The organism is Streptomyces sp. NPDC034037, from assembly GCF_055575715.1.
Genome location: NZ_JBVISC010000004.1, coordinates 66,400 through 90,972 on the forward strand (window position 1 = coordinate 66,400; position 24,573 = coordinate 90,972).

At 72.5% G+C, this 24,573-nt stretch carries 25 protein-coding genes; 13 read left to right on the forward strand and 12 right to left on the reverse strand.

Annotated elements, in window-relative coordinates; genetic code table 11:
* Nucleotides 1-110 precede the first annotated feature (110 nt).
* Nucleotides 111-695, forward strand: a complete 585-nt coding sequence (locus ACZ516_RS15475) for a TetR/AcrR family transcriptional regulator (RefSeq protein WP_469010548.1) — start codon at nucleotides 111-113, stop codon at nucleotides 693-695.
* Nucleotides 696-1,145: 450 nt separating this feature from the next.
* Here the strand turns inward: ACZ516_RS15475 and ACZ516_RS15480 are convergent, their stop codons facing one another.
* Nucleotides 1,146-2,096: a GlxA family transcriptional regulator gene (locus ACZ516_RS15480; protein ID WP_469010550.1), complete on the reverse strand. Its 951-nt coding sequence runs from the start codon at nucleotides 2,094-2,096 to the stop codon at nucleotides 1,146-1,148.
* 49 nt (nucleotides 2,097-2,145) lie between these two features.
* Entirely contained in the window at nucleotides 2,146-2,997 is an 852-nt protein-coding gene (locus ACZ516_RS15485) for a S1 family peptidase (RefSeq protein ID WP_469010551.1), read from the reverse strand.
* Between the two features lie 153 nt (nucleotides 2,998-3,150).
* Between ACZ516_RS15485 and ACZ516_RS15490 the strand changes: the two genes are divergently transcribed.
* A complete protein-coding gene (locus ACZ516_RS15490) occupies nucleotides 3,151-4,185 on the forward strand; it encodes a GlxA family transcriptional regulator (protein WP_469010553.1) in 1,035 nt (344 codons plus the stop codon).
* 83 nt (nucleotides 4,186-4,268) lie between these two features.
* Here ACZ516_RS15490 and ACZ516_RS15495 read toward each other — a convergent pair whose 3' ends face one another.
* The 4 genes from ACZ516_RS15495 to ACZ516_RS15510 all read right to left on the reverse strand — a co-directional run bounded on the left by ACZ516_RS15495 (nucleotide 4,269) and on the right by ACZ516_RS15510 (nucleotide 6,638).
* Entirely contained in the window at nucleotides 4,269-4,685 is a 417-nt protein-coding gene (locus ACZ516_RS15495) for a VOC family protein (RefSeq protein ID WP_358586164.1), read from the reverse strand.
* 10 nt (nucleotides 4,686-4,695) lie between these two features.
* Nucleotides 4,696-5,118: a helix-turn-helix transcriptional regulator gene (locus ACZ516_RS15500; RefSeq protein ID WP_358586166.1), complete on the reverse strand. Its 423-nt coding sequence runs from the start codon at nucleotides 5,116-5,118 to the stop codon at nucleotides 4,696-4,698.
* Between the two features lie 24 nt (nucleotides 5,119-5,142).
* Nucleotides 5,143-5,391, reverse strand: coding sequence for an SCO4226 family nickel-binding protein (locus ACZ516_RS15505; protein WP_469010555.1), 249 nt, complete (start codon nucleotides 5,389-5,391; stop codon nucleotides 5,143-5,145).
* Nucleotides 5,392-5,519: 128 nt separating this feature from the next.
* Nucleotides 5,520-6,638: a MerR family transcriptional regulator gene (locus ACZ516_RS15510; RefSeq protein WP_469010557.1), complete on the reverse strand. Its 1,119-nt coding sequence runs from the start codon at nucleotides 6,636-6,638 to the stop codon at nucleotides 5,520-5,522.
* 399 nt (nucleotides 6,639-7,037) lie between these two features.
* Between ACZ516_RS15510 and ACZ516_RS15515 the strand changes: the two genes are divergently transcribed.
* The 5 genes from ACZ516_RS15515 to ACZ516_RS15535 all read left to right on the forward strand — a co-directional run bounded on the left by ACZ516_RS15515 (nucleotide 7,038) and on the right by ACZ516_RS15535 (nucleotide 9,983).
* Complete coding sequence (locus ACZ516_RS15515; protein WP_469010559.1) at nucleotides 7,038-7,409, forward strand: VOC family protein; 372 nt, start codon at nucleotides 7,038-7,040, stop codon at nucleotides 7,407-7,409.
* A gap of 14 nt (nucleotides 7,410-7,423) precedes the next feature.
* Nucleotides 7,424-8,149, forward strand: a complete 726-nt coding sequence (locus ACZ516_RS15520; protein WP_469010560.1) for a class I SAM-dependent methyltransferase — start codon at nucleotides 7,424-7,426, stop codon at nucleotides 8,147-8,149.
* 200 nt (nucleotides 8,150-8,349) lie between these two features.
* Nucleotides 8,350-8,787: a helix-turn-helix domain-containing protein gene (locus ACZ516_RS15525; protein ID WP_469010561.1), complete on the forward strand. Its 438-nt coding sequence runs from the start codon at nucleotides 8,350-8,352 to the stop codon at nucleotides 8,785-8,787.
* Nucleotides 8,788-8,820: 33 nt separating this feature from the next.
* Entirely contained in the window at nucleotides 8,821-9,465 is a 645-nt protein-coding gene (locus ACZ516_RS15530; protein ID WP_361083575.1) for a hypothetical protein, read from the forward strand.
* Nucleotides 9,466-9,653: 188 nt separating this feature from the next.
* The gene (locus tag ACZ516_RS15535) at nucleotides 9,654-9,983 is read left to right on the forward strand and encodes a DUF2516 family protein (RefSeq protein WP_361083578.1); all 330 of its coding nucleotides are present in this window, start codon (nucleotides 9,654-9,656) and stop codon (nucleotides 9,981-9,983) included.
* A 21-nt stretch (nucleotides 9,984-10,004) separates the two neighbouring features.
* Here the strand turns inward: ACZ516_RS15535 and ACZ516_RS15540 are convergent, their stop codons facing one another.
* The 3 genes from ACZ516_RS15540 to ACZ516_RS15550 form a co-directional block, all read right to left on the reverse strand.
* Entirely contained in the window at nucleotides 10,005-11,462 is a 1,458-nt protein-coding gene (locus ACZ516_RS15540; RefSeq protein ID WP_469010563.1) for a PP2C family protein-serine/threonine phosphatase, read from the reverse strand.
* Between the two features lie 228 nt (nucleotides 11,463-11,690).
* The gene (locus ACZ516_RS15545; protein ID WP_469011018.1) at nucleotides 11,691-12,716 is read right to left on the reverse strand and encodes a C40 family peptidase; all 1,026 of its coding nucleotides are present in this window, start codon (nucleotides 12,714-12,716) and stop codon (nucleotides 11,691-11,693) included.
* 383 nt (nucleotides 12,717-13,099) lie between these two features.
* Nucleotides 13,100-13,909, reverse strand: coding sequence for a class I SAM-dependent methyltransferase (locus ACZ516_RS15550; protein ID WP_469010564.1), 810 nt, complete (start codon nucleotides 13,907-13,909; stop codon nucleotides 13,100-13,102).
* Nucleotides 13,910-14,445: 536 nt separating this feature from the next.
* Between ACZ516_RS15550 and mshA the strand changes: the two genes are divergently transcribed.
* On the forward strand, nucleotides 14,446-15,792 hold the full coding sequence (gene mshA, locus ACZ516_RS15555; protein ID WP_358586185.1) for a D-inositol-3-phosphate glycosyltransferase: 1,347 nt from the start codon (nucleotides 14,446-14,448) through the stop codon (nucleotides 15,790-15,792).
* Nucleotides 15,785-16,342, forward strand: a complete 558-nt coding sequence (locus tag ACZ516_RS15560) for a type III secretion system chaperone family protein (RefSeq protein ID WP_469010566.1) — start codon at nucleotides 15,785-15,787, stop codon at nucleotides 16,340-16,342. The genes mshA and ACZ516_RS15560 overlap by 8 nt, the downstream gene beginning before the upstream one ends.
* Here the strand turns inward: ACZ516_RS15560 and ACZ516_RS15565 are convergent.
* Complete coding sequence (locus tag ACZ516_RS15565; RefSeq protein ID WP_469010567.1) at nucleotides 16,314-17,669, reverse strand: MDR family MFS transporter; 1,356 nt, start codon at nucleotides 17,667-17,669, stop codon at nucleotides 16,314-16,316. The two genes, ACZ516_RS15560 and ACZ516_RS15565, sit on opposite strands and share 29 nt — an antisense overlap.
* A 210-nt stretch (nucleotides 17,670-17,879) precedes the next feature.
* On the opposite strand from ACZ516_RS15565, the gene ACZ516_RS15570 reads away from it, so the two are divergent.
* Nucleotides 17,880-18,641 (forward strand): phosphoglyceromutase, encoded by a 762-nt coding sequence (locus ACZ516_RS15570; protein ID WP_358586191.1) that lies wholly within the window; start codon nucleotides 17,880-17,882, stop codon nucleotides 18,639-18,641.
* A gap of 125 nt (nucleotides 18,642-18,766) precedes the next feature.
* Entirely contained in the window at nucleotides 18,767-19,141 is a 375-nt protein-coding gene (locus ACZ516_RS15575; RefSeq protein ID WP_468751356.1) for a VOC family protein, read from the forward strand.
* Between the two features lie 71 nt (nucleotides 19,142-19,212).
* Here the strand turns inward: ACZ516_RS15575 and ACZ516_RS15580 are convergent, their stop codons facing one another.
* Both ACZ516_RS15580 and phoU read right to left on the reverse strand, forming a co-directional pair.
* Complete coding sequence (locus ACZ516_RS15580) at nucleotides 19,213-21,198, reverse strand: Ig-like domain repeat protein (protein WP_469010570.1); 1,986 nt, start codon at nucleotides 21,196-21,198, stop codon at nucleotides 19,213-19,215.
* Between the two features lie 461 nt (nucleotides 21,199-21,659).
* Nucleotides 21,660-22,343, reverse strand: coding sequence for a phosphate signaling complex protein PhoU (phoU, locus tag ACZ516_RS15585; RefSeq protein WP_358586195.1), 684 nt, complete (start codon nucleotides 22,341-22,343; stop codon nucleotides 21,660-21,662).
* 273 nt (nucleotides 22,344-22,616) lie between these two features.
* On the opposite strand from phoU, the gene phoR reads away from it, so the two are divergent.
* Nucleotides 22,617-23,882 carry a two-component system sensor histidine kinase PhoR gene (gene phoR, locus ACZ516_RS15590; protein ID WP_361083599.1) on the forward strand — a complete coding sequence of 422 codons (1,266 nt, stop codon included), beginning with the start codon at nucleotides 22,617-22,619 and terminating at the stop codon, nucleotides 23,880-23,882.
* Entirely contained in the window at nucleotides 23,879-24,559 is a 681-nt protein-coding gene (gene phoP, locus ACZ516_RS15595; RefSeq protein WP_127911779.1) for a two-component system response regulator PhoP, read from the forward strand. The genes phoR and phoP overlap by 4 nt, the downstream gene beginning before the upstream one ends.
* The last annotated feature ends 14 nt before the right edge of the window (nucleotides 24,560-24,573 follow it).

Below are 24,573 nucleotides of genomic sequence, written 5' to 3' on the forward strand. Positions count from 1 at the left end.
TTGCCGTTCCAAGAATGGGTGGGACGGTGTTCGCGGTACGGCGGGACAGCGGTACGGCGGGACGTCGGTACGGCGTGATGGCAGTACGGCAGCGCGGGGAGCCCCAACTCATGGCTGACATCAAGCACTTCGACCCGGACGAGGCGCTCGACCGCGTCGTCCGGCTCTTCTGGCAGCACGGCGCCGCCACGACCTCCATCCAGGCCGTGGCGAGCGCGACGGGCCTCAACCGCTCCAGCCTGTACGCCACGTTCGGCGGCAAGCGCGAGCTGTATCTGGCCGCCCTGCGCCGCTATGTGCGGGACCACTCCCGGCGCGGGTTCCGGTCCGTCGCCGAGGACGGCCGGGGGCTGCCCGCCGTGCGCGCGTTCTTCGACGCGCTGATCGAGCTGCGCTGCTCGGGCCCCTACGCGGGGTGGGGCTGCATGGTCGTCAACGCCCACGTGGGCGCGGAGCGCGCCGACCCCGAGGTGCGGGCCCTCCTGGAGGAGCACCACGAGCAGCTGCGGGACGCGTTGCGGGGCGCGCTGGAAGCGGCGCGCGCGGAGGGCGAGTTGGCGCCCGCAGCCGATGTACCGGCGGCCGCCGAGCTCCTGGCGCTGCTCGCGTACGGCGTGAACCTGCGCTCCCGGGCGGGCGCGGAAGCGGCGGAACTGCGGGGGACGGTGGATACGGCGCTCGCGTCACTGGGGTGACGTGGGGCGAGGGCCCGATCTGCTGAGGGGGCGGTGCGAGGGCCTGGCGTACGGGGGCGGTGCGAGGGGTCGGCGTACGGGGGCGGGATCACGGCCTGGGGCGTGGGCGCGGGGCGGTCGGGTGTTCCGGCCGCCCCGCTGTCCTGGACGGGGTCTCGCCCGCGGGCCGGCCCGGTTCAGCGGCGCCCGCGTGGCGCGCCGGCCCCGACGTTCCAGCCCGAGTCCCGGACGGGACCTCCCGTGAAGCCCTGTCTCTCCCAAGCACCCTGACGCTCTGTCACCGAACCTCCTTGCCGTGCGTCGCGGAGTGGTCACCAGATTGGCCCCAGACGCGCTCTTCGCCAAGTACCCAAAAGGACGTGGTCATGCGCCGGGTCCGCGTACGGGCGCCGGAGGTGCCGCCGGGGTCGGGCGGGGGCGGACACCCGCGGACCCTGCCCGGGTCCGCGCTCACGGGGTATGGGCGCGGCGGTAGTCGCGGGGCGTGGTGCCGGTGAGCGCGCGGAAGTGGTGGCGCAGGGCGGCGGGCGAGGTGAACCCGGTCGCGGCGGCGACACCCTCGACGGGCGTGTCCGTCTCCCGCAGCAGCCGCATCGCCTCGTGCAGCCGCGCACGCAGGACGTATTGGAGCGGGCTGAGCCCGGTGTGGGCGCGGAAACGGCGCGTCACGCTGGAGACGCTCGTCCCGGCGTGGGCGGCGATCTCGGGGAGCGTGAGCGGGAGGTGGAGGTGCGCCCCGATCCAGCGCAGGGTGGGGTCGAGTCCCGCACTCTCGGCGACCTCCCGGTCGATGGCCTCCTGGACGCTGTCCGCGTCCCCGTGCAGCGGCGTGATCAGCTCCCGCGACGTCTGCCCGGCGATGTGGCGGCCGTGGTCGTGGGCCAGCAGGCGCAGACAGACGTCCAGGCCCCCGAAGACCCCGGCCGCCGTGCAGAACGGCCCGTCCTCGACGGCCGTGCCGGCGGGGTCGACGTCGATACGGGGATACCGGGCGGCCAGCTCCTCCACGTGCCGCCAGCCGGTCGTGGCGCGCCGCCCGTCGAGCAGCCCGGTCGCGGCGAGCGTGAACGTGCCGGTGCCGACGGCGGCGAGGCGGCCGCCCCGCCCCGCCGCCGCACGCAGCGCGGCGACGACGTCCTCTGGAGGCCGCCCGGCCTGGCGGCCGCCCGGCCCCGGGACCAGGACGACGTCCGCGTCCGCCAACCCTTCGAGGCCGTGCGGGGGCCGGACGGGGAGCGCTGGTCCCGGGCCGCCCGCCGCCCGGAACCCGGGGGCGGCGCAGAGCCGGACCTCGTAGGACAGGCCGGGGTGTTCGCGGCAGGCGGTGCCGAAGACCAGGCCTGGCGTGGTGAGGTGCTGCCCCGGGGCCCCGTCGAGGGCGAGGACGGCGATCACTGACATGTCCGGCATCCAACCACTCGCGCGGCCCGCAGGCCGGTCACCTCGGGGGTCAGTGGCCCTGGCGGATCGTCTGCTCGATCCAGCTCTTGAAGGCGGGCACGTTCGAGTAGAGGCCCGGTCCGGTCCCGCAGCCCTCGCGGACGCTGCCCGGCCCGGATGTGGCGCCGATCAGCTCCCAGCGGCCGCTCCTCGCACGCTGGAGCTGCGGGCCACCGGAGTCGCCGTTGCACGCCATGGCCTTCGGCTTCGGGCTGACGGTGCACAGCCGCGTCCGGCCCGCCCAGCCCGGGTCGCAGTCGCCGGGCGCGCCCCTGCGCGTGTCCAGCTGCTGGAGCCGGTCGGGGAACCTCGCGTCCTCCAGCGTCGGTGCCTCGACGACCGTGCCGAAGCCGAGGATGCGGGTGGGCGTACCGACCGGCCCCGTCTTGTCGGCGATACGGACGGGCTTCTGGGTGACGGGGCGGTCCAGGCGTATCAGCGCGAGGTCGTTCTTGTTGTACGTCGTTCCGGTCATGTCCTGCACATAGCCGGGCGCGGTGACGATCTTGTCGATGTTCCGGACGGAGCCCCCGGTCGTGCGGTGGCCGCTGCCGACCCGGACCTTGCCGGTCAGGGTGGCCAGCTCCGGATTGACGCAGTGCGCGGCCGTGAGGACCCAGCGGGCGTCGACCAGCGTCGCCCCGCACTGGGCGCCGTACTCCTCGACCGGCACGGTCGCCATGTAGGAGTAGTGCTGGGTGGCGTCTTCGCCGTTGACGATGGCGCTCGCGCTGCCGGTCATCGCCGTGGCGCCGAGGACCGCGGCCGCGCCGAGCGTCGCGGCGCCCCGGGCGAGCAGGCGGCGCGGCCCCCGCCGCGAGCGGGTTCCGGGGCCGGCGGGGGACAGGTCCGTACGGTGCATGAGCAGGCCTTTCGCGGAAGCAGAAGCAGAAGGGGAGGGAGCGGTGCGCGGACGGGGCGGCCGTCCGCCCGCGTCCCACCGCCCTGCGATCATCCGTCGCGGGTGGCGCACGCCAACAGCGGCCGCGATGTCACCCTCGGCTAAATTCCGGACATGTCACTGATCGCCGTCCTCGCCCTCGACGGGGTCCCGGGCCACCAGCTCACCGCCCCCGGGACGGCCTTCGCGACGGCGGCCAGGCACCACCACCCGGTCGCGTACGAGGTGCGGATCTGCGCGGCGCCGGGGTTTCGGGGCACGGGTGGCCCCGCGCCCTTCGGCCTCGACACGCCCTGGGGCACGGAGGGACTCGAGGACGCCGACACGGTGGTGCTGCCGGGTCACGAGGACTTCCGTGCCGCGCCGCCGCCCGGGGTCGTGGACGCGCTGCGGGCCGCGGCGGCGCGCGGGGCCCGCGTCTGCGCCGTCGGCACCGGCACGTTCACGCTCGCGGCCACCGGTCTCCTGGACGGCCGCCGGGCGGCCACCAGCCGGCGGCACACGCGGGAGCTGGCCCGGCTGTACCCCCGGGTCCACGTGGACCCGGAGGGATCGGCCGTGGCGGACGGCCCCTTCCACAGCGCGGCCGGGGTCCTCGGAGGCGTCGACCTCTGTCTGCACCTGATCACCCTGGACCACGGGCAGGCCGTGGCCATCGAGACGGAACGGCAACTGTTCCTGCATCTGCACGCGGAACCGGAGGGCGCCGAGGGGGCCGCCGGCGGGGGCGGTCCGGACGCGGGCCCCGGCGCCGCCGAGGCCGCGTACAACGCCGTCACCCCGCCGGGCAGCAGTCTCGAACCGGTCACGCGGTGGATGGAGGCCAACCTCCACCACCCGCTGACCCTCGACGTGATCGCGGAACGCGCGGGGCTCGGCGTGCGCAGCCTGACGCGCCGCTTCCGCGCCGATACGGGGCTCACTCCGCTCCAGTACCTGCTCCGTACGCGCATCCAGCGCGCCCAGCGGCTCCTGGAACGCACCGACGACCCGGTGGAACGCATCGCGGCCCGCACCGGCCTCGGCACCCCCGCCAACCTGCGCCACCACTTCCAGCGCTCCACCGGCACGAGCCCCACCACCTACCGCGCGGCGTTCCGCGCAGTGGTGTCCGGCATCACCTGGCCGGAACGGCCCCCGCGGCCGTGATGACGCCGGCGACGACGCGGCTCATGCGGTCCGAGGTGCCGGCTCCTCGGGCTCGCGCGGGGCGGTTCCGGTGCGCTGCCGTGTCATCCGCCCTTCGGCTGGTTGAAGCGGATCATGTTGCCGGCCGGGTCGCGGAAGGCGCAGTCGCGCACGCCGTACGGCTGGTCCATCGGCTCCTGGAGGACGTCGCCGCCCGCCGCGCGGACGCGTTCGAAGGTGGCGTCGACGTCGTCGGTGCGGAAGATGACGCCGCGCAGATGGCCCTTCGCCATCAGCTCGGCCATGGCCTGCCGGTCGGCCGCGGTGGCGTTCGGGTCGGCGAGCGGCGGTTCGAGGACGATCTCGACGCCGGGCTGCGTGGGCGAGCCGACGGTCACCCAGCGCATGCCCTCGAACCCGACGTCGTTGCGCACCTCCAGGCCGAGTACGTCGCGGTAGAAGGCGAGCGCCTTGTCGTGGTCGTCGACGGCGATGAAGCACTGTGCGAGGTTGATTTCCATGCCCCTCACGCTAGGGAGCGGCGGGAGTTTTCGCTTCTCCGTTCCTGACCGGTCGGGTGTAGATCTTGGCGAGGCAGGCGGGCACGGCGGCGCCCGTCCCGTGGTCGCGGGCGCGGTAGGCGCTCGGGCTCTCCCCGACGATCTCCGTGAACCGCGAGCTGAACGACCCGAGCGACGTACAGCCGACGGCCATGCAGACCTCCGTCACCGACAGGTCCCCGCGCCGCAGCAGCGCCTTGGCGCGCTCGATCCGGCGGGTCATGAGATAGCTGTACGGCGTCTCGCCGTAGGCGGCCCGGAAGCTGCGCGAGAAGTGCCCCGCGGACATGAGGGCCTGCGCCGCGAGTGCCGGCACGTCGAGGGGCTGCGCGTAGTCACGGTCCATGCGGTCCCGCGCCTGCCGCAGCCGCACCAGATCGGGGAGGGAGGTCACGGGGGGCACGTTACCGGGGTCCGCTCAGACCGTGAGCGGGACGGCGTGGACCTCGTCGGCCTTGTGGCCCGCCCGTTCGTGGACGCGTTGGACCGCTTCGGCAGAGGGGGCGTCGGAGAGGCAGTAGACCGTGCCGGTCTCCGGATCCGCCCAGGCCCTCTGGAAGTGGACGCCTTCTTCCTTCTCGATGGCGAGGTCGGCCTGGTGCGCCTGCTTCAGCTGGTCGGCCGTGATGCCCTTCATCCCGTGGTGGACGTCCATGAACTGCGACATGGCGTCGCACCTCCTTCCGGCGTACGCGCGTCACGTACGAACTCGGGCGTTCGGAACTGCTCCGCTTACTCCATCGTCCGCCTGCCGAGCTGTCCTGTCCCATCGGACATGGGACGAGGCGGGGCCGCTCACCGTCCACTGCCACTCGAAGTGTGTGCCGCGCACTCCTCTCGCTGTAGTGCCACGACATCGGCGACCACGCAACTGACGTTGTCGGGGCCCCCGGAGCCGTTGGCGAGGGCGATGAGTTCGCGGACCGCCTGCTCGGGCTCGCTGATCCCGCACAGCACTCGGCGGATCTCCTCGATCGGCGCGACGGTGGAGAGGCCGTCGGAACAGAGCAGGTAGCGGTCGTCCTGCCGGGCGTCGTGCAGGCGCATGTCAGGGGTGCCATCGGCTCCGTGACCCAACGCGCGTATCAGCAGGGACCGCTCGGGGTGGGAGGCGGCTTCCTCCCGGCTGAGGCGTCCTTCATCGACCATCGACTGGACCATGGTGTGGTCGTGTGTGATCTGGAACAGCTCTCCGTCGCGCAGGAGGTAGACGCGGGAGTCGCCGATGTGGACGAGGGCCAACTGCGAGCCGGTCCAGAGCATCGCGGTGAGTGTGGTGCCGGCGTCCTCGGACGGCGAGGTGTGTCCGGCGACGCCGTTGACGGCCTGCTTGGCCTGTTCGACGGCGTCTTCCAGGCGGTTGAGCAGATCGCCTGCTGGAATGCCGTCGGCTTCGAGGCGCTTGAGCGTGTCGACGGCCGCGGCGCTCGCAGGCGCTCCACCGCTGCCGAAGCCGTCGGCGACGGCGAGCAGGCGGGATCCCGCGTAGGCGGTGTCCTGGTTGTTCTCGCGGACCAGGCCCGGGTCGGAGAGAGCGGCGTAGCGGAGTCCAAGGGGCTCGGTGGTCGGAGTCATGGCGGGGTCCTTCCGGGACAGATGGTCGATGAGGAAGGAAGCGAGGTCTCGCCGGGCGGCGGTGTCGGCCTCGACCTGGACCCAGAACGCGCGGACCTCCCGGGCTGCCGGGCCTGCCTCCAGCGTGCAGACGTGCTGGATGCGGGCCAGGGGCATGCCCAGGCGCCGGAGCCAGGCGACAAGCCGGGCCTGGTTCAGTTGTTCCGGGGCGTAGAGGCGGTAGCCGGTCACCGGGTCGACGCGAGCGGGGACCAGCAGACCGAGTTCGTCGTAGAGACGCAGCGCCTTCGGTGACAGGCGGGACGCCTTCGCGAACGCCCCGATGGTCAGCAGCCCCATGCCCGCTCTCCTCCTCATGCCGAGCACGTCGCCCGGCCCCACCGATGTTGTGGCCTCCCCCAAGGTGAAGGTCAACCAGTGTCCTGCCCGACCGGTGGCTGCCGACCGTGGGGCCGTCGGCGGTGGATCGAGAAGACCCTCAGTCAGGCCGAACCGGCGGCTCCGAGGGGCAGAAACCTCGGAGAGGTGCGCGCTCAGGGGTGAGAGAGGCCGGGGCGACCCCGACCCCGGCGGAACGCGCCTGGACGGCGCAGGCACAGGACCGCCGCGAGTGTCCTGTCCCAGATAACTGTTGGCATGGTGCGGTCCTGACCTGCTGTGCTGACGGCTGAACGGCTCACCCGTCGGCGGCCGCCGCCATGGCATGCACGGAAGTCCACTGATCGACTCGGAGGCCTCATGAACCCACAGATGGAACTGGTCGCGATAACGCTGGATTGCCCTGACCCGCTGGCTCTGGCGGCGTTCTACCAGCAGGCCACCGGCTGGGAGCCGCACCCGAAGTCGGACGCCGGGTTCGCCGGTCTCAACCGTGAGGACGGACTCTTCATCGGCTTCCAGCGGGTCGAGGACTACCGGGCTCCGAGTTGGCCCGACCAGATCGTCCCGCAGCAACTTCACCTCTGCTTCAAGGTCACGGAGAGCCTGGACGACGCCGAGACCCGCCTGCTGCGACTGGGCGCGACCAAGCCGCCCCACCAGCCGCACGGAGACAAGGCCCGAGTCCTCACCGACCCCGCTGGGCACCCCTTCTGCATCGTCGTGAGCTGATTGCGGGGTGTCACATGGCTGACGAATGTTTCGGGCATCCACGGCTTGCCGCGATCTACGACCCGCTCGACGCCGATCGCCGCGATCTCGACGCGTACGTCCGGATGACGGAGGAGTTCGGGGCACGCCAGGTGCTGGACATCGGCTGTGGGACGGGAGTGTTCGCGCTGCTGCTGGCTGGACGCGGGATCGAGGTCGTTGGGGTCGACCCCGCCCAGGCGTCCCTCGACGTGGCCCGGGCCAAGCGCGGCGGCGAACGAGTGCGCTGGATCTGTGGTGACGCGTCGACACTCCCGCCGCTGCGCGTCGACCTGGCGACCATGACCGCGAACGCCGCCCAGCAGATCCTTGATCCGCAGGCATGGCACGAGACCCTGCGCGGCGCATACGAAGCACTGCGGCCTGGCGGCCGTCTGGTGTTCGAGACCCGGAAGCCAGCCGGACGCGCCTGGGAAGAGTGGAATCGCGAAGCCTCGTATCGCCTGACAGAGATCCCTGATGTCGGCGCCGTCGAAAGCTGGGTCCAGGTGGTCGAGGTGAATGAACCGTTGGTGACGTTCCGCTGGACCTACGTGTTCGCTGCCGACGGGCAGGTACTGACCTCGGACTCCACCCTGCGCTTCCGCGAGCGGGAGGAGGTCGAGACGGATCTGATCGCGCAGGGCTATGAGGTGGAGGGCGTACGCGACGCGCCCGACAGACCGGGCAAGGAGTTCGTCTTCGTCGCGCGCCGTCCGTAGGCCGACACCGCGGAAGCCTCACCGCGCAGATCGACCGGGACTCTCTCACTTCAGCGAGCGGATCCAGCGCCAACCCGCACAGGCGCTTTGAACCGGCCAGCAGAGACCGGCCCCCCCCGGGCCGACCCGGACGAGTGGTGTGGCGCACTTTTGCAAGCAGGTGCTTGCAAAAGTTAGCGGAAGTGGCGCACCATCAAGGCATGGCATCACTCAACGTCGGCAATCTCGGCGAGTATCTGCGCGAGCAGCGCCGCACGGCGCAGCTGTCGCTCAGGCAGCTCGCCGACGCCGCCGGGGTGTCCAATCCGTATCTGAGCCAGATCGAGCGCGGCCTGCGCAAGCCGAGCGCCGAGGTGTTGCAGCAGGTCGCCAAGGCCCTGCGGATCTCCGCCGAGACGCTGTACGTGCGCGCCGGGATCCTCGACGAGAAGGAGCGGGACGAGCTGGAGACGCGCGCCGTCATCCTCGCCGACCCCTCCCTCAACGAGCGCCAGAAGCAAGTACTGCTGCAGATCTATGAGTCGTTCCGCAAGGAGAACGGCTTCGAGAACGCGGCGTACGCGGATGAGGACCCCGGCGCCGAGGACGCCGCCGCCGACGGCAGTGATACCGGCCCCAAGCCCACACCCCCGAGCTGAACCAGCCGACGCGATTCCGGGAGGACCATCGTCATGGCCATCACCGATGACCTGCGCAAGACCCTCACCAACACCACCCCCGCATACTTCGTCGCCGGGTCCGCGGACCTCGCCTTCCAGCAGGCGAAGAAGGTGCCGGGCATCGTCGAGCAGCTGATCGCCGAGGCGCCCTCCCGCTTCGAGGCGGTGCGCAACACCGACCCCAAGGCCGTGCAGGACAAGGCCGCCGCCCGCGCCAAGGAGGCGCAGGAGACCCTCCAGGCCAAGGTCACCGAAGTGCTCGGCTCCCTGGACACCGACCTGAAGAAGCTCGGCGAGACCGCCCAGGACCTCGCCCTGCGAGGCGTCGGCGTGGCCGCGGAGCTCGCGGTCAAGGCCCGCGAGAAGTACGACGAGGTCGCCGAGCACGGCGAGCAGACCGTCCGGACCTGGCGCGGCGAGGCCGCCGAGGAGATCCTCGACCTGGCCGAGACGGTCGAGCCGGACGCGCAGCCGGAGGCGACGGACCAGGTCACGGTGCCGGCCGACGCGCCGTCCGCGTCGCCGTCCGAGGTGAGCGCCTCGGAGCCGGCGAGCGCGCCGGTCGTGGCCGCCGTGCCGGAGAAGAAGCCCGCCGCCAAGAAGGCGCCGGCCCGCAAGACGACGGCGGCGAAGAAGATCACGCCGCCCGCGAAGTAGTCAGTCCCTGCCGAGCAGCAGGCCGAGCAGTAGTACCGGCCGAGCAGTAGTACCGGCCGAGCAGTAGTACCGGCCGAGGAGCAGGACCGGACGGGGCGGGCACTCATCGGGTGTCCGCCCCGTTGACGGGGTAGCGGGTACGGTGACCGCGTGATGATGAGCCGAGACTGGTGGTGGACGTTGTGCTGATGCAGGGGTTCGCGAACTTCATGTGGCTGCTGTCGCTGGCCCTGATCGTGTTCAGCGGATTCGCGCTCATCGACGCCGCCGTCCGGCGCGAGGACGCCTATCGGGCCGCGGACAAGAAGACCAAGCCGTTCTGGCTGATCATCCTCGGGCTCGCCTTCGCGGTGAACCTGATCTTCGACATCCTGTCGTTCCTGCCGATCATCGGCCTCGTCGCCACCATCGTCTACATGGTGGACGTGCGTCCCGCGATCCGGCAGATCACCGGCGGCGGCCGCCGCGGCGGCTCCAGCAGCGACGGGCCGTACGGGCCGTACAACGGCGGCCGGTAGTCCCTCCGCCCCGGCGCAGGCCTAGCGCGTGCCGCTGGGGGCGCGGTCGAGGAGCAGGACCGCCACGTCGTCCGTCAGGTCGCCGCCGTTGAGGTCCCGGGCCTCGTTCACAGCGGCCTCCAGCAGTGCGTCGCCCTGGAGGCCCGAGGCGAGCTGGCGGCGGATCATCTCCACCATGCCCTCCTGGCCCAGGCGCTCCTTGCCCTGGCCGATCCGGCCCTCGATCAGGCCGTCCGTGTAGAGCATCAGGCTCCACTTCCCGCCCAGTTCCACCTGTCGGCGCGGCCAACGGGCGCGCGGCAGCAGGCCGAGGGCGGGGCCCCCGTCCTCGTACGGCAGGAGTTCCGCGAGGCGGCCCTCGCGGGCGATCAGCGGCGCGGGGTGGCCGGCGAGGCAGAGTCCGGCGCGGCGGCCGTCGGGGGCGATGTCGACGGTGCAGAGCGTCGCGAAGATCTCGTCGTCGGCGCGCTCGTGCTCCAGGACCTTCTGGAGGGTGGAGAGCAGCTCGTCGCCGCAGAGCCCCGCGAAGGTCAGCGCGCGCCAGGCGATCCGCAGCTCCACGCCGAGCGCGGCCTCGTCGGGGCCGTGGCCGCAGACGTCGCCGATCATGACGTGGACGGAGCCGTCGGGGGTGCGGACGGTGTCGTAGAAGTCGCCGCCGAGCAGCGCGCGGGAGCGGCCGGGGCGGTAGCGGGCGGCGAACCGCAGCGGTGAGCCGTCCAGGAGCGGTGTCGGGAGCAGGCCGCGCTCCAGGCGGGCGTTCTCCTGGGCGCGCAGCCGGGACTCGGTCAGCTGGCGCTGGGCGACGTCGGCGCGCTTGCGCTCCACCGCGTACCGGATCGCGCGGCCCAGCAGCCGCCCGTCCAGCTCGTCCCGGTAGAGGTAGTCCTGCGCGCCGACGCGTACGGCCTCGGCGCCCAGCTCGGAGTCGTCGTTGGCCGTGAGCGCGAGGACGGCGTGGCGGGGTGCGAGGCGCAGCACGTGCTTCAGGGCGGCCAGCTCGTCCTCACCCGCCTCGCCCGCCTCGGGGGTGCCGGTTCCGGTTCCGGGGCCTGTGCCGGGGCCTGTGCCGGGGCCGGGGACGGTCAGGGCGAGGTCCAGCAGGATGCAGTGCACGTCGTCGGTGAGCAGCCGCTCGGCCTCGGTGAGGTTGCGGGCGGTGCGGATGCGGATGGGCTTGCCCGCGGAGTCGAGGAGCCGGGGGACGCTGAGCGACCCCGGGTCGTCCTCGATCACGAGCAGGCTGAGGCTGCCGCCGTCCGCGGAGGTGTTGCGGACGGGCGCCGTGCGGTGCGGGGCGCCCGCCGAGTCGTACGGGGGCGTCGGCGCGTCCTGCGCGGGCGTCGGCGCGGGGCGTGGGAGCGTCGCCGCGTCGTGCGGGGGCGCCGGATGGGCCTGACCGCCTTCCGCGGCCGGGATCGCTCTCTGCCGCGGTATGGGTGCGGACATCGCTGGTTCCTTCCCTCCCCCCGAGGGCATGGCGCCACGCAGGTCGACGCGGCACCGACGAGGGACCTTAGCGGTAGCCGCGCCTCCATTGGAATGCCGCGCGGCGAACAGCCACCGTCATATGCCGCATCCTGGAACGCAATTGGGCATGGCGCGTCCGCCCCGGGATGACGAACGTCACGCCGCCGGGGCCGGGCGGGGGGCCGCCGGGTGCGGTGCGTCACACGGGCCGACCCGGCCCGGGAAGCGGGGGCCCGCTCACCCCTCGGGGCGGACGACTCCGAGGATCTGCATGGAGCCGGCGCCCGCGATGGTCACGTCGCGGCCCGGGCGGGGGGCGTGCACGATGGTGCCGGCGCCCAGGTATATGCCGACGTGGCTCGCGTCCGCGTGGTAGATGATCAGGTCACCGGGGCGCATGTTCTTGATGTCGACGTGCGGCAGCTGCTTCCACTGCTCCTGCGAGGTCCGGGGGATGCCGCGCCCGGCCGCCGCCCAAGCCTTCGACGTCAGCCCCGAGCAGTCGTACGAGTCAGGGCCCTCGGCGCCCCATACGTACGGCTTGCCGATCTGCGCGGTGGCGAACTCGACGGCCTTCGCGCCCCGCGCCGTGGCCTTGCCCCTGATGTCCTTCAGGGCGCCCGAACCCACCCACGCCGACTGCTTCTTGCGGGCGGCGGCCTCCTCCAGCTCCCGCAGCCGCTCCCGCTCCTTCTTCTCCAGCCTCGACTCGAGCTTCTCGGCGTCCGCGATCTTCTTCTTGATCTTCTTCTTCGACGCGGCCTTCGCCTTGCGGTTGGCTTCCAGCTTCTTCCAGCGGGCGGTGGCGTCCTTGGCGTAGATCCGCAGGTCTTCCTGGGTCCTGGCCAGCTCCGTGAGCATGGCCTTGGTGGCCTTCTCGCCCTGGCGCAGGCGGCCGGCCCCGTCCAGGAACTGCCTCGGGTCGTCGCTGAGCATCAACCGGGCCTCGCCCGGCATGCCGCCGCCGCGGTACTGCGCGCGGGCCGCGGCGCCCGCGCGGGCCTTCAGCTTCCGCAGCCTCTCCTGGCCCTCCGTGATGTCCTTGGCCAACTTCACGATGCGCTCGGACTGCTCGTCGGCCTTCTCCTCCGCCGCGTTGTACGCGTCCGTGGCCACGCCCGCGTCGTGATAGAGCTTCTCGATGTCCTTGCGGACCTGTTCGAGCGCGCTGTCCGATCTGGGTGTCGGCCTCGCGGGGCTGGACGGGGGAGAGGGGCTGGCATACGCCGCTCCCGGTGCGGTCACCACCACAGCCGCGCACATCAGCGCCACGGTCGCCGCCGTCGAGTATCGCCTGCCGGTCACGCCCTGCCACCCCCATAGCTGATTTACCGTCAGTAACGTCTGGTCGCCCTCGGGATGGTGCCATGCCGACGCGCAATGCGACAGAGCCCGACAGCAAACTCCGCTCCCCCACCTGCCCCATGTGACGAACCGTGAGTGACCTTCGTTCCCCGCAGGTCAGGGCCTCAGGGTCAGTTCCGGGACCGACCTCCGGGTGGCGTCGGGGTGGCCCCCGAGTGACCTAGGGGTTCAGGTCCGGTGTCCCCCCGGACGGCCGCAGGTGGCCCGCCCAGGTCGGCCTCGCCCGTATCCGACCCTGGCGGGCCTCGCCCATATCCGGCCCCGGCGGGCCCCGTCCGGCCTCAGCGGACGCCGCCGGTCGGCGCCAGCGCCTCCCAACGCACCGTCACTTCCCCCTGCCGCCACCGCGCACCGCCGTCCACGACCGGCCAGTCGGCGCCCAGCTCGCGCACCGCCCTGATCCACCGCTGCCGCGCCCCGTAGGAGGCGTACGGCGCCGCGGCCGCCCAGGCCCGGTCGAAGTCCCGCAGGAACGCGTGCACCGGCTCGCCCGGCACATTCCGGTGGATCAGCGCCTTCGGCAGCCGTTCGGCGAGGTCGGAGGGGCGCTCCAGGGAGGCGAGGCGCGCCGCGAAGGTCACCGTGCGGGGTCCCTCCGGGCCGAGCGCGACCCACACGTGCCGCCGGCCGATCTCGTCACAGGTGCCCTCGACGAGCAGCCCGCCGGGGGAGAGCCGGGCGCGGAGCCGCTCCCAGACGGCGGCGACCTGCTCCTCGTCGTACTGCCGCAGGACGTTCGCGGCACGGATCAGCGTGGGGCCGCCCGAGCCCGCCAGCGGCACCTCGAAGCCGCCGTGCCGGAAGGTCAGCCCCGCGCGTTCGTACGGCTTGGCCGCGGCGACCCGCGCGGGGTCGATCTCGACGCCGACCACGCGCGTGCGGGGGGCGACGGTACGCAGCCGGAGCAGCAGTTCGACGGCGGTCCAGGGGGCGGCCCCGTAGCCGAGGTCCACGGCCACGGGGTCGGGGGAGCGGCGCAGGGCGGCGCCGTGGGTGGCGGCGATCCAGCGGTCCATGCGGCGCAGCCGGTTCGGATTCGTGGTCCCGCGCGTCACCGTTCCCACGGGGCGGGAAGGGGTGCGTGGGGCCATGGGCAAAGGGTATGCGGGGACGACGACGGCACGACCACACCGCCCCCGCGCCCGCCGACCCCGGACCCCGGACCCCGCGCCCTCCGCCGCTGCCGACCCCGCGCCCGCCGACCGCGCGCTGCCCGCCCGCGCACCTGCCGCTGCCCGCCCGCGCACTCGCCGCTACCCGCGCGCGCCCGCCGCCGATCCCCAACCCCGCGCCCGCCGCCCCTGCCGACCCCGCGCCCGCCGTGGCCGCACCCCGTCGACCCTTGACCGCCGCCCCGCCGAGCACCGCCCCCGCGCCCACTGCCGCCCCCCGCCCGCCGTGCCCGCGCACGCCGCCCCTGCCACCCTCGCGCCCGCCGACCCCGGACCCCGCCCCCCAGCCCCCCCTGGGAACAGAAGCCCCCCGGGAACAGAACCCGGGTAACACTTTGGCAAAAACGGGCCAAGGGCCGACGCAGCGGAAATGGAGCAGCGGCCTCCGGTGTTCACCCTCCGGAGGTTCGTACGCCCTCCGCGTCGTCATGCCCGTACGCAAGGAGGACCGCCACGTGAGCCACTACGTGTCCAGGCTCGGGCGTCGCTCCCCGGCGGCCCCCTCACGGCTGCGCATGCCCGGCGCCCCGCGGCGGCCGCGTCGCGTGGCCATGCTGAGCGTGCACACCTCGCCGCTGCACCAGCCCGGCACGGGCGACGCGGGCGGCATGAACGTCTACATCGTCGAGCTGGCCAAGCGCCTCGCCGCGATCAACATCGAGGTCGAGATCTTCACCCGCGCCACCACCGGCGCCCTTCCCCCCGCCGTGCAACTGGCTCCCGGCGTCCTCGTGCGCCACGTCGACGCGGGCCCCTACGAAGGCCTCGCCAAGGAAGAGCTGCCGGCCCAGCTCTGCGCCTTCACCCACGGCGTGATGCAGGCCTGGGCGGGCCACCGCCCCGGCTACTACGACCTGGTCCACTCCCACTACTGGCTCTCCGGGCACGTCGGCTGGCTCGCCGCCGAACGCTGGGGCGTGCCCCTCGTCCACGCCATGCACACCATGGCCAAGGTCAAGAACGCCGCGCTCGCCGAGGGCGACACCCCGGAGCCGGCCGCCCGCGTCATCGGCGAGACGCAGATAGTCCGCGCCGCCGACCGCCTCATCGCCAACACCTCCGAAGAGGCCGACGAACTCGTACGCCACTACGAAGCCGACGCCGGCAAGGTCGCCGTCGTCCACCCCGGCGTCAACCTCGACCGCTTCCGTCCCGCCGACGGACGCGCGGCGGCGCGCCACCGGCTCGGGCTCCCGCAGGACGCCCTCGTCCCCGTCTTCGCGGGCCGCATCCAGCCGCTGAAGGCCCCCGACGTGCTGCTCCGCGCCGTCGCCGTCCTCCTGGACGAGCGTCCCGAGCTGCGCTCGAACATCGTCGTGCCCATCGTCGGCGGCCCCAGCGGCAGCGGCCTCGCCAAGCCGGAGGGCCTCCAGAAGCTCGCCGCGCGGCTGGGCATCGCGGACGTGGTGCGCTTCCAGCCGCCGGTGGGCCAGGACCAGCTCGCGGACTGGTTCCGTGCCGCGTCCGTCCTCGTCATGCCCTCCTACAGCGAGTCCTTCGGGCTCGTCGCCATCGAGGCGCAGGCGGCGGGCACGCCGGTCCTCGCGGCGGCGGTGGGCGGGCTGCCCGTCGCCGTACGCGACGAGGTGACGGGATTCCTGGTCTCCGGCCACGAACCGGCGCACTACGCGCGCGTGCTGCGCGATTTCGCCGACCATCCCCACCTGGTGGACCGGATGGGGGCGGCGGCCGCGCGGCACGCGCAGTCCTTCGGCTGGGACACGGCGGCCTCCGCCACGGCGGACGTGTACACGGCCGCCATGCACGACTTCCGACGTCACGTACGCTCGCACCATGGCTGAGCCCGAGCAGGCGGACACCGCGACGAGCACGGACACCGCGACTGACGCGACCACTGCGACCACCGCGACCACCGCGACGATCATCGAGCGGACACTGGACGACGCCGAACTGGAGTGGGAGAGCCCCGAGCCGGGCTCCTACGTGGTGAAGCTCCCCGGCACCCGCAAACTCTCCACGACCCTGTCGATGATCGTGGGCAACCACTCCCTCTCCCTGAACGCCTTCGTGATCCGGCACCCCGACGAGAACCACGAGGCCGTGCACCGCTGGCTGCTGGAGCGCAACCTCCGCCTCTACGGCGTGAGTTACGCGATCGACTCCCTCGGCGACATCTACCTCGCCGGCAAGCTCCCGCTCGCCGCGGTCACGCCCGCCGAGCTGGACCGCCTGCTCGGGGCGGTCCTCTCGGCCTCGGACGACTCCTTCAACACGCTGCTGGAGCTGGGGTTCGCCTCGGCGATCCGCAAGGAGTACGAGTGGCGCGTCTCGCGGGGCGAGTCCACGCGGAACCTCGAGGCGTTCAGCCACCTGACCCGGCCGAAGGGCTGACGCCGGCTCCCCCCGGAGCCACGGTCTCCGAAACGGCGACCCCTGGGGCCACGGCCCCCGGAACCGGCCCCTCGGCGCCCCCCGCCCCGGCGACCGCAGGCTCGGCCACCACCGCGTCCGCCGCCCCAAAGCCCGCGTCCGCCCCGGAAAGCCCCCGCATCAGCGCCCAGTACCCGACCGCCGCCCCCGTCCCCAGCACCGCGCACGCCGCCCAGAGCCACTGCGCGCCGAACCGGTCGATCATGAAGCCGGACATCAGCGGGGCGACGAGCCCGGCCACCGCCCACGACATCGTGTACATGCCCTGGTAGCGGCCCCGACCATGGGTGGGGGAGAGCGCGACGACGAGGCCCGTCTGCGTCGGCGCGTTGACGATCTCGGCGAGCGTCCACACGCACACCGTCAGCGCGAAGACCCCGACGGACCCGGCGAAGGCAGTGAGCCCGAAGCCGTATCCGGCGACGACGGAGGAGATCACCAACAGCCGCCGCGGGTCGCGGTGCTCGATGAAACGGGTGACGGGGATCTGCAGGGCGACGATCAGCACGCCGTTCACGGCGATGGCGAGCCCGTAGTCGGCGGGCGTGAACCCGGCCGCGCCCATCGCGACCGGCAGCCCCACGGAGCCCTGCTGGAAGACCAGCGCGACGAGGAACGAGAGGCCGACCACGCCCATGAACCGCCCGTCCCGCAGCACGGTCCCGAGCCCGACCACCGGCTCGGCCGCCTTCTCCAGGGCCGTGCGCACGGGCCGCGACTCCGGCAGCTTCAGGAAGACGACGACCGCGCAGACCATCGTCATCGCCGCCTCGATCAGGAAGCCGGCGCGGTAGCTGTACGAGGCGATGAACCCGGCCCCGGCGGAGGAGACCGCGAAGCCGAGATTGATGGCCCAGTAGTTCAGGGAGAAGGCCCGCACGCGGTCCTCGGGGCGCACGATGTCCGCCATCATCGCCTGCACGGCGGGCCGGGACGCGTTCGACGCCATGCCCACGAGGAAGGCGACGCCCGCGATGGCCACCGGGTGCTCCATGAAACCGAGCACCGCCACGGACAGCGCCGTCGAGGCCTGTGCGATCAGCAGCGTGGGCCGCCGCCCGAGCCGGTCGGTCATCACCCCCGCGCCCAGCGAGGACACGACACCGCCGAGCCCGTGCAGCGCGGCGACGAGACCGGCGTACGAGGCGGAGTAGCCCCGGTCCAAGGTCAGGTACAGCGCCATGAACGTCGCGACGAAGGCGCCGAGCCGGTTGATCAGCGTGCTGGTCCACAGCCACCAGAAGGCGCCCGGGAGCCCCGACACGCTCTCGGTGACGGCGCGTCTCATGGCGGTGAAGGTCGTCGCCGGCGTCATGCGGTCCCCCGTGGTGTAAGCGTCTCAAGCGGCCAGCACACGTTACGAGCCCGCCGCCCCGCCCCGCCACTCAATTGACATGAACCGTCAATCGTCACCTCCGCGGCCACCTCGCCGCCGGCCCACCGTCACCCCCGCGCCCGCGCGCGCGAGGCCCGCCGGGGTTCGATTACGCTCAGAGGCATGGCCGACGCACCGTACAAGCTGATCCTCCTCCGCCACGGCGAGAGCGAATGGAACGCGAAGAACCTGTTCACCGGCTGGGTGGACGTCAACCTCAACGAGAAGGGCGAGAAGGAGGCGGTCCGCGGCGGTGAGCTGCTCAAGGACGCCGGCCTGCTGCCCGACGTGGTCCACACGTCGCTCCAGAAGCGCGCCATCCGCACGGCGCAGCTCGCCCTCGAAGCGGCCGACCGCCACTGGATCCCCGTCCACCGCAGCTGGCGCCTGAACGAGCGCCACTACGGCGCCCTCCAGGGCAAGGACAAGGCCCAGACGCTCGCCGAGTTCGGCGAGGAGCAGTTCATGCTGTGGCGCCGCTCGTACGACACCCCGCCGCCGGAGCTGGCCCGCGACGCCGAGTACTCCCAGTTCGAGGACCCGCGCTACGCGACGCTGCCCCCCGAGCTGCGCCCCCGGACGGAGTGCCTGAAGGACGTCGTAGTCCGCATGCTCCCCTACTGGTTCGACGGCATCGTCCCCGACCTCCTGACCGGCAGGACGGTCCTGGTCGCGGCGCACGGCAACAGCCTGCGCGCCCTGGTCAAGCACCTGGACGGCATCTCGGACGCCGACATCGCGGGCCTGAACATCCCCACCGGCATCCCGCTCTCCTACGAACTGGACGCCGCCTTCAAGCCCCTGAACCCGGGCGGCACCTACCTCGACCCGGAGGCCGCGAAGGCGGCGATCGAGGCGGTCAAGAACCAGGGCAAGAAGAAGTAACCCCGAACGACGCCGGGCAGGCCCGGACGCGTGTGGCCCCCTGCCTGCGGATTCGTCCGCGGGCAGGGGGCTTTGCGCAGGCCCCCCGGGGACCCTTCACGGCCCGAGAGCGAGAGGTGTCAGAAGTGATCCGAAAGTTGCAGGCGGTCGCGCTGGACTGCGCTGATCCGGTACGGCTCGCCACGTTCTACGCGGAGTTGCTCGGCGGCCGGGTGGTCATGGACTCCGACGACCCCGACTGGGTCGAGGTGCGGGGGTTCGAGGGCATTCCGCTGGCCTGCCAGCGGGTGGACGGCTACCGGCCGCCCGAATGGCCGGGCCAGGACCGCCCCCAACAGCTCCACCTGGACTTCGACGTGGACGACCTCGAAGGTGAGGAGAGGCGGGCGCTCGCCCTCGGCGCGACCGTGCTGGAGCGCACGGACCAGCTCCACCCGGGCACCAACTGGCGCGTCTACGCCGACCCGGCCGGCCACCCCTTCTGCCTCTGCCTCCACTGATGCCTCTCCTGGCCGCCCCCGCCCCTGCGGACGGGGGCGGCCAGGAGTGCCGGCGCGGGGCCGGGGCGTCGTCAGCGCGTGAAGTTCAGGTACCTCCACGCCCCGTACGTCGTCGAGTTGACGTCGTCCCCCGAGGAACCGTTCACGTACGCCGACCGGATCCGCGCCCGGATGCCGGAGCGGCCCGGGGCCTCCAGGCGGACCGTGGACCTGCCGTCGGGGCCGAGCGCGAAGTACTCCGAGCCCGTGGCGTGCCACTTGCGGTCCGAGCCGTACACCTGGACCTCGAAGCGCTGCTTGCGGCCCTTGTAGTACGTCATCGTGGTGGCGAGCACCGGGTCGGTGTCCTTGTGGAAGTAGTGGTACTTCGTGGAGCCGATCTCGCCCGTCTTGTAGTGCCCGGAGACGGCGGTGGACACCTTCACCCGGGCGTACGCCGTCGACGTGCCCTTCGCGGCGGCCGAGCGGGAGTCCCCGGCGAAGACGGCCGTCACCTTCGTGTCGCGCTTCATGTCGACCGTGGCCCTCAGGTCGCCGTGGGAGTTCACGGCGCCCCTCTTCACCAGCTTGTTCGGCTTGTCGGCGCCGTAGGGGTCGGCCCAGATCTCGACGGTGCGGTTCTTGTACGTCGGGCCGAGGTGCGCCGTGAAGGACACGTCCGCTCCGTAGCCGTACACCTTGCCGTTCTTGTCGAGCGTGAGGGCCGTCCTGGAGCGCGAGACCTCCACGGAGTCCGACGCGGTGACCGCCGCGTGCGTGGCGTCGCCCGCGTACGCGACCCGGTACGTCACCTTGCCGCCGGCCGGCGGGGTGTCGGTGAAGGAGAAGGAGCCGTCCGCCTTGGTCCTGACCTCGGCGAGCGCCTTGCCGTCGGGGGACTCCAGGTCCTCGCGGGTGACGGCGAGGGGGATGCCGGCGGGCAGGTCCGCCCCGGTGAGCGTGCCCTTGACGGTGAGCCGCTCGGCCCGCGGCGCCTTCCGCGGCGCCTCGACCTCGAGCGTGGGCCGGGACTTGGCGGGGTCGGTGAGGACCCGCAGCGAGAAGACGCCCTCGCTGTTGGAGGTGACCGCGAAGAGCCTGCTGCCGTCCGGCGCCCAGGCCAGGCCGCCCTCGGCGAGCGTGTCGCCGCCGCTGCTCTGGCCGGTGTTCGGGAACTCGTACTCCCGCACCTTGGACCACTTGCCCTGCCGGTAGACGTGCACGTCGGGCCCGTACCAGGAGGAGGTGCCCGCCGCCACGGTGCCGTCGGGGGCGATGTCGACGGCCGCGCCGTAGTCCCCGGAGTCGTAACGGCCCAGCGGGGACAGGTCCTTGGTGGAGTACACCGGGTGGTAGTACGGGGAGCCGCTCGCCGTGACGACCTGCGTGCCGTCGGGCGAGACCGCGATGTCGTCGAAGAAGCCGCCCTCCACCGACTTGGTGACCCGCAGCTCCGGCTCGGGACCCGAGACGTCGTACACCGTGAGGGCGTCCGCGCTCGTCTCCTTCTCGCCCGCGACGAGCAGCCCCGAGTCGGGGTCGGAGCCCAGCTCGGGGGCGGCGTAGAAGCTGGCCTCCCCGTCCTGGCGGAGGGCGACGACCGGCTCGTCCCCGGAGAGGTCGAGCGAGCCGATCCCGCCCGCGCCCGAAGGCCCGTAGCCGAACCACAGCTTGCCGCCGGCCCGCGCCAGCGTGCGCGGCTTCTCGGCGCCGTCGAGGGTGTAGCTCGCGCTCTGCGTGTACGAGGTCGTCTCCACGGAGACGATCCGGTTCAGGCCCGCGACGGCCGCGAGGACCTGCCGGGAGTCGGGCGAGAGGGCGAGGCCGTCGACGTCCGGCAGCCCGTCCAGAGTCGCCTTGACGGTGCCCGCGTAGTCGGTGACGACGAGCTTGCCGCCCTTGGGGTCGGACACGTAGACGCGCTGGTGCGCGGCGTCGACGAGGACGTCGCCGACCGAGCGCACGGCGAGGAGCTCGGCGGAGTCCGCCGCCGCCGGGCCGGTGGTCGCGGCGACCAGCGCCGCGGAGCTGAAGAGGACCGCGAGCGCCGTCGCGGTCGAGAGGGTGCGCGTACGCACGGTGATGTGACCCCCCACATGAATGGCCCGAGCCGTCCGCCCTGGGCCGGAACCCCCGTCCACCGCGCAGGCTATGACATGTCTGTGACAGGTGGGGAGGGAGTTTCGGGAGGTGGCCCTCCCCGGCGGCCGGAAAGGACGTACGCGCGCGTGCGCCGTTGATGCGCCCTGCCCGGCGGGGGTGGAATGGCAGTGCAATGGCAGCAGGCGAGGCGACACGCCCCGTACGCCTTCGAGGAGGAGACCCATGGCCGAGTCCCCCAAGCCCGTGGTCATCGAGATGAACTGCAGCTGCGGCTCCGGCTGCTCGTGCGGCTGCCAGTCCGGCGGCTCATGCCAGTGCGGCGGCGGCTGCGGCTGACCCCCCGGCGGGACCACCCGTCCCGCCGCAAGATCACACGTGCCCCGCACGACGACCTGTCTCGTGCGGGGCACGTGCACGCGCGGCGCCCGAGCGGGCCTCAGGCCCCCTCCACCGCCGCCGGGCCCGTCGCCTGGATCTCGTCCGCGTGCTCGCCCGTGACCAGGTAGACGACCCGCTTCGCGACCGACACCGCGTGGTCCGCGAAGCGCTCGTAGTAGCGGCCGAGCAGCGTCACGTCGACGGCCGTCTCGATGCCGTGCTTCCAGCGGTCGTCCATCAGGTGCTGGAAGAGCGTGCGGTGCAGCTGGTCCATCTCGTCGTCGTCCTGCTCCAGCTGGAGCGCGAGATCGACGTCCTTGGTGATGATGACCTCCGCCGCCTTCGCCATCAGGCGCTGCGCGAGCTGGCCCATCTCCAGGATCGTGGCGTGCAGGTCGTGCGGCACCGCCGAGTCGGGGAAGCGCAGCCTGGCCAGCTTCGCGACGTGCTGGGCGAGGTCGCCCGAACGCTCCAGGTCGGCGCTCATCCGCAGCGACGTCACCACGATGCGCAGGTCGGTGGCGACCGGCTGCTGGCGCGCGAGCAGGGCTATCGCGCGCGCCTCCAGCTCGTGCTGGAGGTCGTCGACCTTCTGGTCGGCGGCGATCACACTCTCGGCCAGCTTCAGATCGGCGTCGAGCATGGCCGTCGTGGCACGCCCGATCGCGGACCCGACCAGCCGGGCCATCTCGACCAGGCTCTCGCCGATCGAGTCAAGTTCCTCGTGGTACGCGTCGCGCATGTGGCTGTCCCTCTCTCGTACGTCCCAGGGGGCTGGCCCCTACGCTCCCACGGTGCGGCCCCGACGCGTCCGTTTCCGGCACCTCGCGTGAACCGCCCCCGTCATCAAGGTGAACTGTGGGCGACACGAGGCCCCGCCCGTGCTCGGCCGCACACCGGACCCTTCGGCAGAAATGAACCGGCGCCGTCTCCTCGGTGAACTCTGGGCGACGAGTGTTCGAGGCCGCACCCGAATGGCTGTGGCCGACACTCATCCGGCGCATAACCTGGGGACATGGACGTGAACGCGGCGGTCGCCGCAGCTGCAGCGATCGCCGGGGTGTGCACCGGCGTCATCGCCATGCTGGCGTTCCGCTGGAGCGAGCGCGACCAGAAACGCCCCACCCGGACCTCCCTGCACACCGACCCCGTACTGCCGCCCGGCGTGGACACGGTCCTGTCCGTGCTGCGCTCCAGCGCTGTCGTCCTCGACGAGGCCGACAGCGTGGTCAAGGCCAGCTCGGCGGCGTACGCCCTCGGGCTCGTGCGCGGCGGCAAGCTCGCCGTCGAGCCGATGCTCCAGATGGCCCGCGACACCCGCCGCGACGGCGAGATACGCCAGGTCGAACTGGACCTGCCCCGGCGCGGCACCGGCCGCGGCGAGGCCCTCGCGGTCTCCGCCCGCGTGGCGCCGCTCGGCTCCCGGCTCGTGCTGCTGCTCGTCGAGGACCTCACGGAGGCGCGCCGCATCGAGGCGGTGCGCCGCGACTTCGTGGCGAACGTGAGCCATGAGCTGAAGACCCCCGTGGGCGCCCTCAGTCTGCTCTCCGAGGCCGTCATGGACGCCTCCGAGGACCCCGAGGCGGTGGAGCGCTTCGCGGGGCGCATGCAGATCGAGGCGACCCGGCTCACCAACCTCGTGCAGGAGCTGATCGACCTCTCCCGGGTCCAGAACGACGACCCGCTGGAGGACGCCGAGCCGGTGCGGGTGGACGAACTGGTCGCGGAGGCCATCGACCGCAGCCGGCACCAGGCCTCCCACAAGCAGATCACCCTGGCCGCCGGGGGGACCGCCGACCTGCAGATCTGGGGCAACCGCGGCCAGCTGGCCGCGGCGCTCGGCAATCTCGTGGAGAACGCCGTGAACTACAGCCCCGCCCGCACCCGCGTCGGAATAGCCGCCCGGCGGGTCACCGCGCCGGGCGGCGACCACATCGAGGTGGCGGTCACCGACCAGGGGATCGGCATCTCCGACAAGGACAAGGAGCGCATCTTCGAGCGCTTCTACCGCGTCGACCCGGCCCGCTCCCGGGCCACCGGCGGCACCGGCCTCGGCCTCGCCATCGTCAAGCACGTGGCCGCCTCGCACGGCGGGGAGGTCACCGTGTGGAGCTCGGAGGGCCAGGGCTCCACCTTCACCCTGCGGCTGCCGGAGGCGGCCGCCCAGCGTGACCGCGGACCGGGTCACGGCGGCGGGCCCGAGAGCGGGCACGCCGTATCCGACGAGAACGCCGCGACCACCACGTACGAAACCATCCCTGCCCCGGAGGTCCTTCCGTGACCCGAGTGCTCGTCGTCGAGGACGAGGAATCCTTCAGCGACGCCCTGTCCTACATGCTCCGCAAAGAGGGCTTCGAGGTCGCCATCGCGGCCACCGGCCCGGACGGACTCGACGAATTCGAGCGCAACGGCGCCGACCTCGTCCTGCTCGACCTGATGTTGCCCGGCCTGCCCGGCACCGAGGTCTGCCGCCAGCTGCGCAGCCGCTCCAATGTCCCGGTGATCATGGTCACCGCCAAGGACAGCGAGATCGACAAGGTGGTCGGCCTGGAGATAGGGGCCGACGACTACGTCACCAAGCCCTTCTCCTCGCGAGAACTGGTCGCCCGCATCCGCGCGGTCCTGCGCCGCAGGGGCGAGCCGGAGGAGGTCGCCCCGCAGGCCCTGGAGGCGGGCCCCGTCCGCATGGACGTGGACCGCCACGTCGTCACCGTCTCCGGCTCCAAGATCGACCTGCCGCTGAAGGAGTTCGACCTCCTGGAGATGCTCCTGCGCAACGCGGGCCGCGTGCTGACCCGCATGCAGCTCATCGACCGCGTCTGGGGCGCGGACTACGTCGGCGACACCAAGACGCTGGACGTCCACGTCAAGCGGCTGCGCGCCAAGATCGAGCCGGACCCGGGGGCCCCGCGCTACCTGGTGACGGTGCGCGGCCTCGGCTACAAGTTCGAGCCGTAAACCGCGCGCGGCCG